The 15,627-nt window shown below is 60.6% G+C and carries 12 protein-coding genes; 8 read left to right on the top strand and 4 right to left on the bottom strand.

Annotated elements, in window-relative coordinates; genetic code table 11:
• The first annotated feature begins 10 nt into the window (after positions 1–10).
• The 3 genes from ACM6I5_RS19480 to ACM6I5_RS19470 all read left to right on the top strand — a co-directional run bounded on the left by ACM6I5_RS19480 (position 11) and on the right by ACM6I5_RS19470 (position 4,274).
• Positions 11–1,033, top strand: a complete 1,023-nt coding sequence (locus ACM6I5_RS19480) for a heme-dependent oxidative N-demethylase family protein (RefSeq protein WP_414884446.1) — start codon at positions 11–13, stop codon at positions 1,031–1,033.
• 172 nt (positions 1,034–1,205) lie between these two features.
• On the top strand, positions 1,206–2,744 hold the full coding sequence (locus ACM6I5_RS19475; protein ID WP_414884445.1) for an APC family permease: 1,539 nt from the start codon (positions 1,206–1,208) through the stop codon (positions 2,742–2,744).
• A gap of 105 nt (positions 2,745–2,849) precedes the next feature.
• Positions 2,850–4,274 (top strand): gamma-aminobutyraldehyde dehydrogenase, encoded by a 1,425-nt coding sequence (locus ACM6I5_RS19470; RefSeq protein ID WP_414884444.1) that lies wholly within the window; start codon positions 2,850–2,852, stop codon positions 4,272–4,274.
• A gap of 96 nt (positions 4,275–4,370) precedes the next feature.
• Here the strand turns inward: ACM6I5_RS19470 and ACM6I5_RS19465 are convergent, their stop codons facing one another.
• The gene (locus ACM6I5_RS19465; protein ID WP_414879041.1) at positions 4,371–4,607 is read right to left on the bottom strand and encodes a hypothetical protein; all 237 of its coding nucleotides are present in this window, start codon (positions 4,605–4,607) and stop codon (positions 4,371–4,373) included.
• A gap of 181 nt (positions 4,608–4,788) precedes the next feature.
• Here ACM6I5_RS19465 and ACM6I5_RS19460 point away from each other — a divergent pair, with 181 nt between their 5' ends.
• From ACM6I5_RS19460 to ACM6I5_RS19440, 5 genes are all read left to right on the top strand, one after another.
• Positions 4,789–6,552, top strand: coding sequence for an L-lactate permease (locus ACM6I5_RS19460; protein WP_414884443.1), 1,764 nt, complete (start codon positions 4,789–4,791; stop codon positions 6,550–6,552).
• Between the two features lie 235 nt (positions 6,553–6,787).
• The gene (glcD, locus tag ACM6I5_RS19455) at positions 6,788–8,287 is read left to right on the top strand and encodes a glycolate oxidase subunit GlcD (protein WP_017339320.1); all 1,500 of its coding nucleotides are present in this window, start codon (positions 6,788–6,790) and stop codon (positions 8,285–8,287) included.
• The gene (glcE, locus tag ACM6I5_RS19450; RefSeq protein ID WP_414884442.1) at positions 8,287–9,351 is read left to right on the top strand and encodes a glycolate oxidase subunit GlcE; all 1,065 of its coding nucleotides are present in this window, start codon (positions 8,287–8,289) and stop codon (positions 9,349–9,351) included. The genes glcD and glcE overlap by 1 nt, the downstream gene beginning before the upstream one ends.
• 3 nt (positions 9,352–9,354) lie before the next feature.
• Positions 9,355–10,596, top strand: coding sequence for a glycolate oxidase subunit GlcF (gene glcF / locus ACM6I5_RS19445; protein ID WP_017339322.1), 1,242 nt, complete (start codon positions 9,355–9,357; stop codon positions 10,594–10,596).
• Complete coding sequence (locus ACM6I5_RS19440; RefSeq protein WP_017339323.1) at positions 10,593–10,994, top strand: heme-binding protein; 402 nt, start codon at positions 10,593–10,595, stop codon at positions 10,992–10,994. Before glcF ends, ACM6I5_RS19440 begins: the two co-directional genes overlap by 4 nt.
• A gap of 42 nt (positions 10,995–11,036) precedes the next feature.
• On the opposite strand, the gene ACM6I5_RS19435 is transcribed toward ACM6I5_RS19440, so the two are convergent.
• The 3 genes from ACM6I5_RS19435 to ACM6I5_RS19425 all read right to left on the bottom strand — a co-directional run bounded on the left by ACM6I5_RS19435 (position 11,037) and on the right by ACM6I5_RS19425 (position 15,626).
• Positions 11,037–12,518 carry a bacteriocin immunity protein gene (locus ACM6I5_RS19435; protein WP_414884441.1) on the bottom strand — a complete coding sequence of 494 codons (1,482 nt, stop codon included), beginning with the start codon at positions 12,516–12,518 and terminating at the stop codon, positions 11,037–11,039.
• Positions 12,519–12,597: 79 nt separating this feature from the next.
• The gene (locus ACM6I5_RS19430) at positions 12,598–13,074 is read right to left on the bottom strand and encodes a DUF6392 family protein (protein ID WP_017339325.1); all 477 of its coding nucleotides are present in this window, start codon (positions 13,072–13,074) and stop codon (positions 12,598–12,600) included.
• Positions 13,074–15,626, bottom strand: coding sequence for an S-type pyocin domain-containing protein (locus tag ACM6I5_RS19425; protein ID WP_414884440.1), 2,553 nt, complete (start codon positions 15,624–15,626; stop codon positions 13,074–13,076). Before ACM6I5_RS19425 ends, ACM6I5_RS19430 begins: the two co-directional genes overlap by 1 nt.
• Position 15,627 lies beyond the last annotated feature (1 nt).

Here is a 15,627-nt window from a genome sequence, read left to right as displayed (position 1 = left end):
GGAGAACAAAATGAATATCCAATTCAATCCCGACGAAACCTATCGCGACGACTACACCTTCGCCAACAGCCCGGAAACCATCGCCCGCGCGCCCTTCCCGTTCCCCGATGACGACTACATGTATTCGATGAACCTCGAACCGCATGTGTCGGTGGGCGACGGTGCGTTTCGCGCCGCATTCGATATCGACGAACACTACATCAGCGAATGCCGGGACCGCGCTTTCACCCTTGAGAAAGATCCTGGCATGCACTACGTCTCGGCGCCGCACATGATGGAAGCGCAATGGGATTTGCTGGAGCTGATCATGGAGTCCTACGCCCGGGACTATCCGCAGTACTTCAGCCTGGCGCGTGAAGGTCGGCAGTGGCACTGGACCAACCGCCTGCTGGACATCGACGACCATTTCACCTTCGGCGACCCGGCCACCCTGCCCTACGAGCCGATGGAGTACGTGACCCGCCAGGCCCAGGGCGATTGGGTGTTGCAGGAAGAACGCGACGGCACGCTGTACTGGGGCGCGGGGATCGCCACCCAGCGCGCGGATTACTCGCTGCGTTTCAACCTCGGCATGAGCTGGGAGGAGTTCCACGGGCCGGTGCCGCTGGTCAAGGAAATCGGCATGCTCGACCGCGCCTTGAAGTTCCTGCTGCGCCTGCGCACTGGCCATCCGGTGCGTCGCCTGAACTGGTCGCTGACCGTTAACCCGCGCCTCGAAGTCTCGGCCGAAAGCCTGCCGGAATGGGCACCGGATCGGACCATCGTCACCGCAGAAAACGCCGGCAAACTGGTTTACCTGCGCATCGAGTTGCAACCGCTGCATCGCCTGCCGCGCAGTAACGCCATCGTCTTTCCGATCCGCACGTACCTGCTCAGCCTCGAAGACATCGCGACCAACCCGGCGTGGGCCCGACGCATGCACCGGGTGCTGCGGGACTTGAATCAGCAATTGGTTGATTACAAGGGTTTCAGCCGTTATCGCGATGCTGCCGTTGAATGGCTGTCGCAGTACGACGACGAAACCAAAGCCTGACGCGATCCCCTGTGGGAGCCAGCCTGCTGGCGATGGCGGTCTTGAGGTCGCTATGGCTCCCACAGGTTCGAGGTGTCCGTGAGACCCCCATACAACAAAAAGATCGACAAGAACATCGGCCGGCCAACCGGCCAACCCAGCAAACACCTGCCATTGATAATGAGGAAATAAAATGAGTGGCTCATCCAACACGCGTGCAAGCGTCAGCGCCGATCAGGACGCGGAACAACTCCGCGCCCTCGGCTACAGTTCGGACTTCAACCGCAGCATGAGCCTGTGGGAGAACTTCTCCCTGGGCTTTACCTACCTGTCGCCGGTCGTCGGCGTCTACACCCTGTTCGGTTTGTGCCTGGCCGCCGGCGGCCCGCCGATGTTCTGGTCCTACCTGCTGATCGGCGCCGGGCAATTGCTGGTGTGCCTGATCTTCGGTGAAATCGTCTCGCAGTTCCCGATTTCCGGGGGTGTCTATCCGTGGGCCCGTCGCCTGGTGGGCAAGCGCTGGGCGTGGATGGTCGGCTGGGTGTATGCCTGGGCGTTGTGCGCCACCATCGCTGGCGTCGCCGTGGGCGCCGGGCCGTACCTGGCGATCATGTTGGGTTTCAATCCCGGTCCCGAAGCCAACATCTACATTGCCCTGACGATCATCCTGCTCTCGACCGCCCTCAACCTGGTGGGCACCAAACTGCTGGCGCGGGTGGCGATGTTCGGCTTTCTCTGCGAGCTGGTCGGGGCGATTCTGGTCGGCGGCTACCTGCTGATCTTCGAGCGTCATCAGCCATTCAGCGTGCTGTTCGACACCTTCAACCTTGAGGTCAACGGCTCGTACTTGCCGGCGTTCCTCGCGGCCTCGTTGGCGGGTCTGTTCCAGTACTACGGCTTCGAGGCCTGCGGCGATGTCGCCGAAGAAACCCCGAACCCGGGCAAGCGCATTCCGAAGGCGATGCGCATGACCATTTACATCGGTGGCGCGGCGGCGATGTTCGCCTGCCTGGCGCTGATTCTCTCGGTGCCGGACATGGCCAAGGTCCTGGCCGGTGAAGACACCGACCCGGTGGCCACCATCCTCGCCAATGCTTTCGGTCCGGTAGGTTCGCGACTGGTGATGGCGGTGGTGATGGTGTCGTTCATCTCTTGCGTGCTGAGCCTGCAAGCGGCGGCCAGTCGTCTGCTGTTCGCCTATGCCCGTGACGAAATGATCATCGGTAGCTCGCTGCTCAAACGCCTCTCGGGCAACCATGTGCCGTCGTTCGCGTTGCTGATCAGCGGCCTGGTGCCCGCGGCGATTGTCTGCCTGGGCATGTTCATGGCTGATGCCGTGGCGACCATCGTCGGATTCGCGGCGATTGGTATCTACGTGGCGTTCCAGCTGATCGTCGTCGCCGCGTTGATCGCCCGCGCCAAGGGCTGGCGCCCGAACGGGCAGTTCACGCTGGGTGCATGGGGCTTGTGGGTGAACCTCGCTGCGTTGATTTATGGCGTCTGCGCCATTGTCAACATGGTCTGGCCGCGCTCGCCGGATGCGCCGTGGTACATCAACTTTTCGATGATCCTGACCACGCTGGTGGTGATGGGCGCTGGGCTGGTTTACATGCTGCTGGGCAAGCCGTACGACAAAGGCACGGCGCCCGCGGGGGATGCGTGGAAGTTCTCGAAACCGCAGGTTAAGGATGCTGACCTGTCCGGTGCTTCGATCAATCGATCGACGATCTGACAACGACTGCCCCGAAAGGAACCGGATCCTGTGGGAACGGGCTTGCCCGCTCCCGAACGGATTCGGTTCCGACAGAAAAACAATAGATTCGAAGAGGACAACGCCATGCAAACCCAACTCTTGATCAACGGCCAACTGCTCGACGGCGAAGGCCCCGCCCAACCGGTGTTCAACCCGGTCCTCGGTCGCGTGCTGGTGGAAATCAACGAAGCCAGCGAAGCCCAGGTCGATGCCGCCGTGCGCGCTGCCGATGCCGCGTTCGACAGCTGGTCGCAGACTCCGCCCAAGGAGCGCTCGCTGCTGCTGCTCAAACTCGCCGACGCCATCGAAGCCCACGGCGAAGAGCTGGCCAAACTCGAATCCGACAACTGCGGCAAACCCTACAGCGCCGCGTTGAACGACGAGATTCCGGCGATTGCCGACGTGTTCCGGTTCTTCGCCGGCGCCAGCCGTTGCATGAGCGGCTCGGCCGGCGGTGAATACCTGGCCGGCCACACCTCGATGATCCGCCGCGATCCGGTGGGCGTGATCGCCTCCATCGCGCCGTGGAACTACCCGCTGATGATGGTCGCCTGGAAAATCGCCCCGGCCCTCGCCGCCGGTAATACCGTGGTGCTCAAGCCGTCGGAGCAAACCCCGCTGACCGCGCTGCGCCTGGCGCAACTGGCGTCGGAAATCTTCCCGGCCGGCGTACTCAACCTGGTGTTCGGCCGTGGTCCTTCCGTCGGCAGCCCATTGGTCACTCACCCGAAAGTGCGCATGGTGTCGCTGACGGGCTCCATCGCTACCGGTTCGAACATCATTTCCAGCACTGCCGACAGCGTCAAGCGCATGCACATGGAACTGGGCGGTAAGGCCCCGGTGATCATCTTCGACGACGCCGACATCGACGCCGCCGTGGAAGGCATTCGCACCTTCGGTTTCTACAACGCTGGCCAGGACTGCACCGCGGCCTGCCGTATCTATGCGCAGGAAGGCATCTACGACAGATTCGTCGAGAAGCTCGGCGCGGCGGTCAGCAGCATCAAGTACGGCCTGCAGGATGACCCGTCGACCGAACTGGGGCCGCTGATCACCGCGCAGCACCGCGACCGGGTGGCCGGTTTTGTCGAACGCGCCATGGCGCAATCGCACATCCGTTTGATCACCGGCGGCAAGGCGGTTGAAGGCAATGGTTTCTTCTTTGAACCGACGGTGCTGGCCGACGCGCTGCAGGACGACGAAATCGTCCGTCGCGAGGTGTTCGGGCCGGTGGTGTCGGTGACCAAGTTCGCCGATGAAGCGCAGGTGCTGGGCTGGGCCAACGATTCGGACTACGGCCTGGCGTCGTCGGTGTGGACCGCCGACGTCGGTCGCGCGCATCGCCTGTCGGCGCGCTTGCAGTACGGCTGCACCTGGGTGAACACGCACTTCATGCTGGTCAGCGAAATGCCCCACGGCGGTCAGAAATTGTCCGGCTACGGGAAGGACATGTCGATGTACGGGCTGGAGGACTACACCGTTGTGCGGCATGTGATGTTCAAGCACTAAAAGCTTCGCGAGCAAGCCGGCTTCCACATTTGACCGCATGCCCCTGTGGAAGCGGGCTTGCCCGCGATGGCCTTACCGCTGATCCAACGCCAGGCCCTACAACGTCCTCTGCCCGTTGCCGATGTCCTTGGCTTTCTCGATCCCCCATTCCATCGCGGCCTCCATGTCGAGAAAATGCAGCGCGGGATGGTCGTTCTCCTCAATGGCCGAGCCATCAGGTCGGTAGACACCTATGAACATTCCCAACGAACCGTCCCGCAGGATCTCGGCCTTGACCTCGATGCTGCATCCGTTCGACAGCGTTTCCGTGTGGCGCAAATGGCGTTCAGTCATTGTTGCGTTCCTCCGGGTAGTTAAGTCGGTCAACGCGTACCGCAGTCCCTATTTTTAGTTCAAAAAACCGCTGAAAGGCCTGGTGTACAAGGGTGCAAGACAGCGGCGCAATGCCACCTATACTACAAGCCACCGCCCCCTCGGGGTCTGCACTCCCAACAATAAAAAGCAGAGGTGGAACATGGTCTGGCAGCAAATCTACGATCCGTTCGGCAACCCGGTCATTTCAACCATCATGGCAGCAGTGCCGGTCGTGGTGATGCTGGCGGCCCTGGCGTTCTTCCACATCAAAGCACATTTGGCGGCATTGCTCGCCCTCGCCTCCGCCCTGGTCATCGCGATCTTCGCCTTCGGCATGCCGGCGAACATGGCAGGCTCGGCCGCCCTGTATGGCGCCGCCAACGGTTTGCTGCCGATTGGCTGGATTGTGCTCAACATCATCTTCCTGCACCGACTGACCACCGAGAACGGCTCGTTCAAAGTGCTGCAAGACTCGCTGGCGCGCATCACCGATGATCGACGCCTGCAGTTGTTGCTGATTGCCTTCTGCTTCGGCGCCTTTTTCGAAGGCGCTGCCGGTTTCGGTACACCGGTGGCGGTGACCGGGGCGATTCTGATCGGTCTGGGCTTCTCGCCGCTGGCCGCGTCCGGCCTGGCATTGATCGCCAACACCGCGCCCGTGGCCTTTGGCGCGCTGGGTACGCCGATCATTACGCTGGCCAAGGTCACCGGGCTGGATGAAATGGAGCTGTCGATGATGGTCGGGCGGCAATTGCCGTTTTTCTCGGTGATCGTGCCGTTCTGGTTGATCTGGGCCTTCGCCGGCTGGCGCAAGATGCTGGAAATCTGGCCGGCCATCCTGGTGGCCGGCGTCAGTTTCGCCGTGCCGCAATTCCTGGTGTCCAACTACCACGGGCCAATGCTGGTGGACGTGATTGCCGCGCTGATTTCCATGGCCTGCCTGACCGGTTTTCTCCGGGTGTGGAAACCCGCGACGGTGCACACCTCCGCTGCGCTGTCCGGGCGTGTCGATAATTCCAAAATCGCCGACGAGCATGACGAAAAACCCGTTGCCAGTACGACCTTTGCCAGCGACGCCAAGCCTGCTGTCATGCGCGCGTGGATGCCGTGGATCATCCTCACGGTGTTCGTTTTCGCCTGGGGCACCCAGGGCTTCAAAAACATGTTCGATACCCGTCCGGCGATCGATCCGGTCACACACTCCGCCAAGCTCGACCCTCAAGGCAAACCGCTGCGCGAAGCGAACCCGATCTTTGCTCCGGTCATCACCTTCGGCACGATCCACCAGCAAATCGAAAAAGTCCCGCCGGTGGTGCCTGCGCCTAAAACCGAAGACGCGGTCTACAAATTCACCTGGTTGACCAGCACCGGCAGCGGCATCTTGCTGGCGGCGATCCTGGGCGGGCTGCTGATGGGCTATTCCATCCCGCAACTGATCAAGCAGTACCTGCGAACCATCTGGGTCGTGCGTTATTCGCTGATTACCATCGTGGCGATGCTCGCCCTCGGCTTCCTCACCCGTTATTCGGGGCTGGACGCCACCATGGGCCTGGCGTTCGCGGCGACAGGCATCTTCTACCCGATGTTCGGCACCCTGCTCGGCTGGCTTGGCGTGGCGCTGACGGGTTCGGACACGGCGTCCAACGTGCTGTTTGGCGGCTTGCAGAAAGTGACTGCCGAGCAACTGGGTCTTAGTCCGGTGTTGATGGCGGCGGCCAACAGTTCCGGTGGGGTCATGGGCAAGATGGTTGATGCGCAGTCGATCGTGGTGGCCTCGACCGCCACGCGTTGGTACGGCCATGAAGGGGAGATTCTGCGTTATGTGTTCTTCCATTCCATCATTCTGGCGATTCTGGTGGGTGGGTTGGTGACGTTGCAGGCTTATGTGTCGCCGTTTACGCAGATGGTTGTGGGTGGGCATTAAGCGGATGCGGTTTGCCTGGGTTTTGGGTGCAGGCGCTTGGGGGCATATCCGTTTTTTTGGTAACGGCGGCTATTGGTTCCGCCCTTACGGCGGGTTACTTGGCGCTTTTCCAATTAACCCGCCGTAAGAGCAGAACCATAAGCAGCCGTTACCGCAGAAACGGATATTCACCCAAACGCTCAAACAAACAGACCGCTGCCCCGGCAATGCACGAACGGAGTATCGTAAAACGACTATGAACATTCTCTACGATGAACGCGTTGATGGTGTGCTACCGGACGTCGACAAGGCCGCCTTGCTGCGAGCTCTGCAAACCCGCTTGCCGAAGCTGGAAGTGCTGCATCAACAGGAAGAGTTGAAACCGTACGAATGCGACGGCCTCTCGGCTTATCGCACCACGCCCCTGCTGGTGGTGTTGCCACGCCACCTCGACGAGGTGCAAGGCGTGCTTCGGCTCTGTCATGAGCTGCAGGTCCCGGTGGTCGCCCGCGGCGCCGGCACCGGTTTGTCCGGCGGCGCATTGCCGCTGGAAAAAGGCGTGCTGCTGGTGATGGCGCGTTTCAACAACATTTTGCACATCGACCCCGCCGCCCGCACCGCACGGGTCCAGCCGGGTGTACGCAACCTGGCGATTTCCCAGGCAGCGGCACCGTTCGGCCTGTACTACGCGCCCGACCCGTCTTCGCAAATCGCCTGTTCGATCGGCGGCAATGTCGCTGAAAACGCCGGCGGCGTGCATTGCCTGAAATACGGTCTGACCGTGCACAACCTGCTCAAGGTCGACATCCTTACCGTCGACGGCGAACACCTGACGTTGGGCTCCGATGCCCTCGACTCGCCCGGCTTCGACCTGCTGGCGCTGTTCACCGGTTCCGAAGGCATGCTCGGGGTGATCACCGAAGTCACGGTCAAACTGCTGCCCAAACCGCAGACTGCGAAGGTGCTGCTGGCGGCGTTCGATTCCGTCGAAAAAGCCGGTCGCGCGGTCGGTGACATCATCGCCGCCGGCATCATTCCCGGTGGCCTGGAAATGATGGACAACCTGGCGATTCGCGCCGCCGAAGACTTTATCCACGCCGGTTACCCAGTGGACGCCGAAGCGATTCTGCTGTGCGAACTCGACGGGGTCGAAGCCGATGTCCACGACGACTGCGACCGCGTGCGCCAGGTGTTGGAAAACGCGGGCGCCACCGAAGTGCGTCAGGCCAGGGATGAAGCCGAGCGCGTGCGTTTCTGGGCCGGGCGCAAGAATGCCTTCCCGGCCGTGGGTCGCCTTTCGCCGGATTACTACTGCATGGACGGCACGATCCCGCGCCGCGAGTTGCCCGGTGTGCTGCGTGCGATTGCGGCGCTATCCGCCGAGTATGACTTGCGCGTCGCCAACGTTTTCCATGCCGGTGACGGCAACATGCACCCGCTGATTCTGTTCGACGCCAATCAACCGGGCGAGCTCGACCGCGCCGAAGCCCTGGGCGGCAAGATCCTCGAATTGTGCGTGAAAGTCGGCGGCAGCATTACCGGTGAACACGGCGTGGGCCGCGAGAAAATCAATCAGATGTGCGCGCAGTTCAACAGCGATGAACTGACCGTATTCCATGCCGTCAAGGCCGCGTTCGATCCGAGTGGCTTGCTCAATCCGGGCAAGAACATTCCGACCCTGCACCGCTGCGCCGAGTTTGGCGCCATGCACGTGCACATGGGGCAGCTGCCCTTCCCTGAGCTGGAGCGTTTCTGATGCGCAGTGAACGGGATATCGATGACAGCGCCGTGCTGCTGGAGCAGGTCAACCAGGCCCTGGAAAACGCCACGCCGCTGCGGATTCAGGGTTCCAACAGCAAGGCGTTTCTGGGCCGTATCGTTGCGGGTGAAGTCCTCGACACCCGCGCGCACCGCGGCATCGTCAGCTACGACCCGACCGAACTGGTGATCACCGCCCGGTGCGGTACGCCATTGTCGGAATTGACCGAAGTGCTGCACGACGCGCAGCAAATGCTGCCCTGCGAACCGCCCTCCTTTGGTGACGACGCCACGGTGGGCGGGATGATCGCCTGCGGGCTGTCGGGACCGCGACGGCCATGGTCAGGTTCGGTGCGCGACTTCGTCCTCGGCACGCGGGTCATCACCGGGCATGGCAAACACTTGCGCTTCGGCGGCGAAGTGATGAAGAACGTCGCCGGCTACGACCTGTCGCGCCTGATGGCTGGCAGCTTCGGTTGCCTTGGCGTGATCACGGAAGTCTCGCTCAAGGTGCTGCCCAAACCACGCCAGTGCCTGAGCATCAGCCTGGAAATGGACAGCGATCGCGCCTTGCTGCGACTCGCGGAATGGGGTCAGCAACCGCTGCCGATCAGCGCCGCGTGCCACGACGGAACGCGCCTGCACCTGCGACTGGAGGGTGGCGAAGGCTCGGTGGCGGCGGCCCATGACCGGTTGGGCGGCGAGCTGCTGGACAGTGCTTACTGGACGGATCTCAACGAACACCGCCTGAGTTTCTTCGACGAGGATCAGCCGCTCTGGCGCTTGTCCGTGCCGCACAACACGGCTCGGTTGTCCCTGCCCGGCCGGCAATTGATCGACTGGGGCGGCGCCCAGCGCTGGCTCAAGTCCGACGCTGAAGCGGCGTTCATTCGCAAGGTCGTCGAAGAGGTCGGCGGCCACGTCACCTGCTACAGCCATGGCCTGATCGACAGCCCGTTCCAGCCGTTGCCTGCCGCGTTGTTGCGCTATCACCGCAGCCTGAAACAACAACTCGATCCACGGGGCATCTTCAACCCCGCACGCCTGTACGCGGAGCTTTGAACCATGCAGACGACCCTGAGCGACACCGCCCGGCACCTGCCCCGTGCCGAAGAAGCCGAAAGCATCCTGCGCACCTGTGTGCACTGCGGGTTCTGCAACGCCACGTGCCCGACTTATCAATTACTGGGTGATGAACTCGATGGGCCACGGGGCCGTATCTACCTGATCAAACAAGTGCTGGAAGGCAACGAAGTCACGCAGAAAACCCAGCAGCACCTGGACCGCTGCCTGTCTTGCCGCAATTGCGAAACCACCTGCCCCTCCGGTGTCGATTATCACAACTTGCTCGACATTGGCCGCGCAGTGGTCGATGCGGCGGTGCCTCGCGCCATCGACCAACGCCTGTTGCGTGAAGGTTTGCGCAGTGTTGTGCCCAACCCGGGACTGTTCAAGGCGCTGGTCAGCAGCGGTCAGTTTTTCCGGGTGCTACTGCCCAACACGTTGCAGGCCAAGTTGCCTCGCCGTGTTTATCCCTCCAGGCCTCGCCCTGCCACGCGCCACGCGCGCCAGGTGCTGATGCTCGAAGGCTGCGTACAACCGAGCCTGTCGCCGAACACCAACGCGGCAGCTGCGCGGGTCCTGGATCGACTGGGCATCAGTGTCACCTCGTCCGGTGAGGCGGGCTGCTGCGGTGCCGTGGATTATCACCTCGACGCGCAAGCTGCCGGACTCGACCGCGCACGGCGCAACATCGATGCCTGGTGGCCGAGTATCGAGAACGGCGCCGAAGCCATCGTGCAAACCGCCAGTGGCTGTGGCGCTTTCATCAAGGACTATGGCCATCTGCTGGAGCGCGATCCGGCCTACGCCGAGAAGGCGAAAAGGGTCAGCGCGCTCGCCAGGGACCTGGTGGAAGTGCTGGGCGACGAACCCCTGGAAACACTCGGCGTCCACAGCGACCAGCGCCTGGCCTTTCATTGCCCCTGCACCTTGCAGCACGCGCAAAAACTCGGCGGCGCGGTGGAAGCGATGCTGAGTCGCCTCGGTTTCAACCTGACGGCCGTACCCGACAGCCATTTGTGTTGCGGTTCGGCGGGCACCTATTCGATCACCCAACCCGAACTGTCCCGACAACTGCGCGACAACAAACTGAACGCACTGGAAAGCGGCCATCCCGACGTCATTGTCACGGCCAATATCGGCTGTCAGTCGCACCTCGACGGTGCGGGCCGAACCCCGGTCCGGCACTGGATAGAACTGGTCGAAGCCGCGCTGCCCTCAACGATCCCCGGAGAAACCCCATGAAGAGCAAAGCCATCCTGAGCCAGGCCGAAGTCAGCCAGATCCTCGCGGCCGCACGCACCGAGGCGCAGAACAACCAATGGGCCGTGACCATCGTGGTTGTCGACGACGGCGGCCATCCCCTCGCCCTCGAACGCCTCGACGGTTGCGCGCCCATCAGCGCTTACATCGCCACTGAAAAGGCTCGAACCTCGGCGCTGGGGCGGCGGGAGTCCAAAGGTTATGAAGAGATGGTCAACGGTGGTCGCTTTGCATTTTTGTCGGCGCCGCTGCTGACGTCCCTTGAAGGTGGCGTGCCGATTATCGTGGGCGATCAGGTGGTCGGCGCAGTCGGGGTGTCTGGCGTCAAGGCCGAGCACGATGCGCAAGTGGCGAGGGTTGGGGCGCAGTGTTTGCATTGAGGGTCGATCCCACACTCGGCGTCATGCGTGCACGGTAAACGTCTACTTCGCAGGTCGGTTGAAAACGATGTAGAGCGGGTCAAGCCCGGACGAGACCGGGAATACCAGGATGTAGTCGTCAAACCGGTCATGCGCCCGTTCGGCTTTGGCTTCAATCGTCGGCACTCGCGCGGACTCCACAAATCCCACACGACGCTGATGGGTCGGTGTAGCCGCCGGAGCGGTTTCAACGAAAATCGGTCTAGCCCAGTGGACAGTGACTCCAGCAACTTCAGGAGTAAAACTGAACCGGTTCCAATGCTGATCCTGCGTCGCCGCTCTGACCCTCACGCCAGAGATCGAATGACAGCCTCTGCATGCGTTGAGGTAAACCTGCGACAACGTTTTGATCTCACGCAACCCCTGGAACATTTTTCCAGGTCTGGCGGGGACTGCCGCCGTACTCATGCGAAAAGGCACTTCGACCTCAGCCTGGTTCGCAGCCAAGTGTTGCCAATCCTGGCCTTCGATGGGCAAAAGCTCGGACAAAGGGACGCTGACACCGAATATTTGAGCGTCTGCCCGACTGGAAAAGGCGAAGCTCAATACGGCAGCACGCTGGTTTTCAGTGTCTGGTCCGCCTGATGCGTTTTGCCAGGAAAACCCGGCAACCGTCGAACGTATCGCTTTAAGCAGATCCGCCTGCTGAGACGCCAGCAGCACCGGCGAACCGCCAGTCAGTAAAAGATCAGGACGTTTATGGGCAGAATCGAGGGAAGCGCTGATGGTGTGCACCGTTTGTATTGTGCTGCGCGAATCAATCAAGCGCTGATGCGCCACTATCAGCAACGCTTCCGCTTCATCATGCAGAGCGCGATGTCGTTGAGAAAGGCTTTCCAGCCGTAAGAGGTAGCGATCATGGGTGGCGTTGATCTGCTGCACGATACTCTGCCATTGCGCTTGCTCGGATCGTGCATAGGTGAGGTTGCGCTGAGCGCCGCTTTGGACGAATTCCACTCTCATTTTCCAGGACTGAAACTTTCTGACGGCTATCAGTGCTTCATGCTGGGCATGTTCCAGCGCGCGTATGCCGGTTTCCTGAGGGGAGATGTCCAGACGGGTGTTCTTTTGACGTTGGAAGTTCCTGATCTGTAGCTCGAAATGGTCGAAATCCTCTTCAACGACCTGACCTGAAACGGCCACATCCGCCGCGATTTTTTCGACTTCGGCCAGGCTTCTGGCCAAAGGGGTTAGCGGCGCAACAAGTGGTTTGGCAACAGGAACATCCTCGTCTTTGAATGCCGGTATTCCTTGCTGGTGATGCCATGTCCTGACGTGGTGGACAACGGCTTCCGGGGTGTTGGTATTCGACTTGTCCATCGGGTAGAACAGCAGATCTGCACCTTGGGGATGACCGACGATCCGGTCGAAATGGTTGATCAGTCGGTCATGGTCCGATTTCGGTAGGTCAACGGCCCAGATTTGGTTGACCAATGCCTGGAATTCCAGAGCGGTGTAATCCTTGAGTGTGGTTTTAAGTTCCATCTTGAATTCTTCCTTGTTTCTATCGAGTCGCGGAATGCGAAGGCACCTGCTCTCCTTATAAGCAAGTGCCTGTTGGAATTTACTCGTGTCCTTTGTCAATCAAAGTGAAGACCAATGTTTTCACTTCCATCGCAGCGGTGTATTGAAATACAACTTTTTTGCCGGGATGAACCGCCGGATCAAGGGGATAGGCTTCCCATCCGCCGGTCTGACCCATCGGTTGAGGCATTTTGATGGGGCCTCTTGACTCCATTGGTTCGCCGAAGAGTGCGTGGACATCGGACTGGGTCAATGCCAGCTTATATGGCGTTGGGAGCTCACCCTTGTACTCGACGGTCGAGGGGGTCGTTTTGATGAGTGTTACAAAGACAGTTTCAAGCTGTTTACTCTCAGCCCAGAAGGACAGTGCGATGCCGACCTCGGGATTCAGATGCAACTTATCACGGCCTGGATACAGCTCCTTTAGCGGTTGATCGGGAACGATGCCGAGTGCGATCAAGTCGTTATAACTTTGGCCTAGGTTATCGATCCACGCTTCGATATTTGTATTGGTCATCAGTACCATCCTTGATCGTTGCTAAGTTTATGTAGCAAATCTCGTCCCAGCTCAATCTCCGATTCCGAAAAGCCAGACTCAATCAAACCTGGCTTTAACGCATCAAAATTCGTATCCACAGCCATTCGCAAGTCGAACGCATCGGCAGCCTGTTTCCGTGCGTTGTTACGTCCTCCGTAAGTTTCACTATATTTTCGATGCACTGCTGTGGGGATTGCGATACTCGGTGCTTTTCTTAAAAAGTCGGCCAATTCCTCAGGACCGATGTCCGGCCAGGAATCAACGATGTACGCCTCCAACGCCCTCCGGGATGGAATATGGTCAATATCCAACCCATCTCCCCTGCTCCGACCACTGAGTTCGTTATATGGCCCTACTTCCAGCGGCTCAACCGGCGGACCAACAAAAACCAGTCCCGGCGAAGGCAGTTCCATATCCCCCGGAAACCCGGGAATACTCGCACCAATCTCCCCTTCATCAACCGCCGGAAACGTCTCGTTTTGCGGTAGGACCGGGATGACCGGGTTGCCGGGATAAACCGCGGGCGGAATGGACGGGGTTGGTGATGTCGTCGAACCCAGTTGTTCACTACCCGGCGGCACCAACGGTGTCCAGGTGCCAACCGGCGGAATCGGCCAGGGCACAACCGCCGGTACGATGCCCAACCACCCTTCGGCACTTTGTGGTGTCTTGATGCTGATTTTGTCGAGGTTGAACGGGTCGGCCCAGAACTCCGGCCGCTCCTGATACCGCAGTTCGAATTCTCGGTTCGTACCCACCCATGTGCTTTTCGGCGCGTACGGGGCGAAGCCTTGTTCGACTCGTTTTTTGTTCACCTCATCGAGTGGACGGGTCAACGCCGAGTGTTCACCGAGCGTTCGCCACAGGGCTTCGTCGAACGCCTCGAATGACTTGAATTCCTTGCCCCGGAACTGATCGCCAATCTGACTCGGGATCGCTGCGCCGGCCGTCTGGCTGACGCCCTTCCACCAATCAGCCGTCGGCGGTTGACCGGTTCCAGTGACAACGCCGGAACCCATGGCCGGAACGTTGAAGGACAGGTAGGTCGGCGGCAGACCAGGCACGCAGACAATGCAATCCTGAATGCGCCAATCAACACCCGCCGGGATGTCCTGAATCTGCGGTTCCGTGACAGTCAGACGAGTCTCGCTGGCCAAGGTCGCGTGAGGCGCGGGGTCAGGAGTGAACTGCACATACCTGGCCGGTGATCCAGGAACCTCGGCGGTGTAGATGCCTGTTCGCGGGTCGAGCACAGCATTCACGACCGGGACGCGAGAATCGATTTCGCCCCCCGTCGCGCCGACAACGATCGCGGTTCCTTCCGGTGTGGCTACAGGTTTGAGCCGGTATTCCACCTCCACCGAACCGCCTGCGTCAGCAGCAGTCCGCATCTCTTGAGGGTCATGAAGTTCCAGGGCTTGAGCCGGAACGGCGACGGCCTCGGACAATCGTTGTCGTTGCTCGGAGGTCAGCTCGCCGTTGCCCAGTGCGCTGGGATAGGCCATCCCCACCACGAAAATTGCGGCTTGCCCTACCGTGAGCGTCGCGGCGACGGAGCCCAGTTCGGTGATTGCTCGCGAAACGGCAATGACCAGTTTGTCGGCATCAACCCATTCCCCGCCGTGGCTGGGCAATACCCCGGCAGACAGCGCTGACGATGTGGCAGGTAATTGGAAGGTGTTGGCCTGCCTGGCCTGTTCGAGTCGAGCATCCTCATCAACCTGTTGCTTGAACCGAATGCGTGCATCACGCTGCTCGGCGTGCTGCCGATGACGCTCCCAGAGTGCCTCCCGCTCTCGCCAGATGATGGTCTGCTCGGCATGACGAGTGGCCAACGCATTGGATTTATCGTTGAGCGCGTCGATCTGCGCTGGCAGCAATCGGGCTTCATGAGCCGCGTTGTAGGCGCTCTCCCAGAGCTGATGACCACCCGTCAGCGCATCACCGAACTGCCCGAGTCGGGCTAGGTAGTCGTCGGCGGTTCGCGTGAGCGGATCGTGCCCGTCGAATGACCGGGCAAGCGCATTTTTTTCGTTGAGCTCCGCGGTTTTTCGGGCGATCAACCCATCGATTTCGTTCTTGTCTTTGGTGATGAGATAAAGCTGCCAGCGCTCACTCGAGTCGCCGGCATGGTGCCGTTTTGCCGCCGAGATTTCGTTATCAAGTGACGAAGTGAGTTGCTCGGCTCGGGCGGTAAAACGTTGGTCTATTTCAGCTCTGGTTATGTTTTGAAGCTGGGTGAATTGTGCGAGTAGTTGATTGCGCGCATAGATGCGAGCCTGCTCTCGGGCTTGAGCAGCGGCCGCCACTGCCTGTGCTTCCTGCGCTGCCTTGTTCCGGTGGTACTCTTCCTTGGCAAGCCGTCGGGCTTCTTTCGTGCTTTTGCTGGGACCACTGGTTACGCCTGAGGCTCCTACGCGGTTGCCTCCAGAACCTCCACCACCGCCCCAGCCACCACCGCCGCCCGAAGCAGGCGGCCCGGACCTGATGACGACGTCTCCTGACGTACCATCGTTGAATCGTTGTGCCATA

Source organism: Pseudomonas sp. IT-P171 (assembly GCF_949767765.1).
GTDB lineage: Bacteria > Pseudomonadota > Gammaproteobacteria > Pseudomonadales > Pseudomonadaceae > Aquipseudomonas > Aquipseudomonas fluorescens_B.
Note: the sequence above shows the minus strand (reverse complement) of the source record. Positions and strands in the feature narration are given on the sequence as shown.

Coding starts and splice junctions, on each gene's coding strand:
- ACM6I5_RS19480 (WP_414884446.1), top strand. CDS start 11: ATGAATATCCAATTCAATCCCGACGAAACCTATCGCGACGACTACACC.
- ACM6I5_RS19475 (WP_414884445.1), top strand. CDS start 1,206: ATGAGTGGCTCATCCAACACGCGTGCAAGCGTCAGCGCCGATCAGGAC.
- ACM6I5_RS19470 (WP_414884444.1), top strand. CDS start 2,850: ATGCAAACCCAACTCTTGATCAACGGCCAACTGCTCGACGGCGAAGGC.
- ACM6I5_RS19465 (WP_414879041.1), bottom strand. CDS start 4,607: ATGACTGAACGCCATTTGCGCCACACGGAAACGCTGTCGAACGGATGC.
- ACM6I5_RS19460 (WP_414884443.1), top strand. CDS start 4,789: ATGGTCTGGCAGCAAATCTACGATCCGTTCGGCAACCCGGTCATTTCA.
- glcD (WP_017339320.1), top strand. CDS start 6,788: ATGAACATTCTCTACGATGAACGCGTTGATGGTGTGCTACCGGACGTC.
- glcE (WP_414884442.1), top strand. CDS start 8,287: ATGCGCAGTGAACGGGATATCGATGACAGCGCCGTGCTGCTGGAGCAG.
- glcF (WP_017339322.1), top strand. CDS start 9,355: ATGCAGACGACCCTGAGCGACACCGCCCGGCACCTGCCCCGTGCCGAA.
- ACM6I5_RS19440 (WP_017339323.1), top strand. CDS start 10,593: ATGAAGAGCAAAGCCATCCTGAGCCAGGCCGAAGTCAGCCAGATCCTC.
- ACM6I5_RS19435 (WP_414884441.1), bottom strand. CDS start 12,518: ATGGAACTTAAAACCACACTCAAGGATTACACCGCTCTGGAATTCCAG.
- ACM6I5_RS19430 (WP_017339325.1), bottom strand. CDS start 13,074: ATGACCAATACAAATATCGAAGCGTGGATCGATAACCTAGGCCAAAGT.
- ACM6I5_RS19425 (WP_414884440.1), bottom strand. CDS start 15,626: ATGGCACAACGATTCAACGATGGTACGTCAGGAGACGTCGTCATCAGG.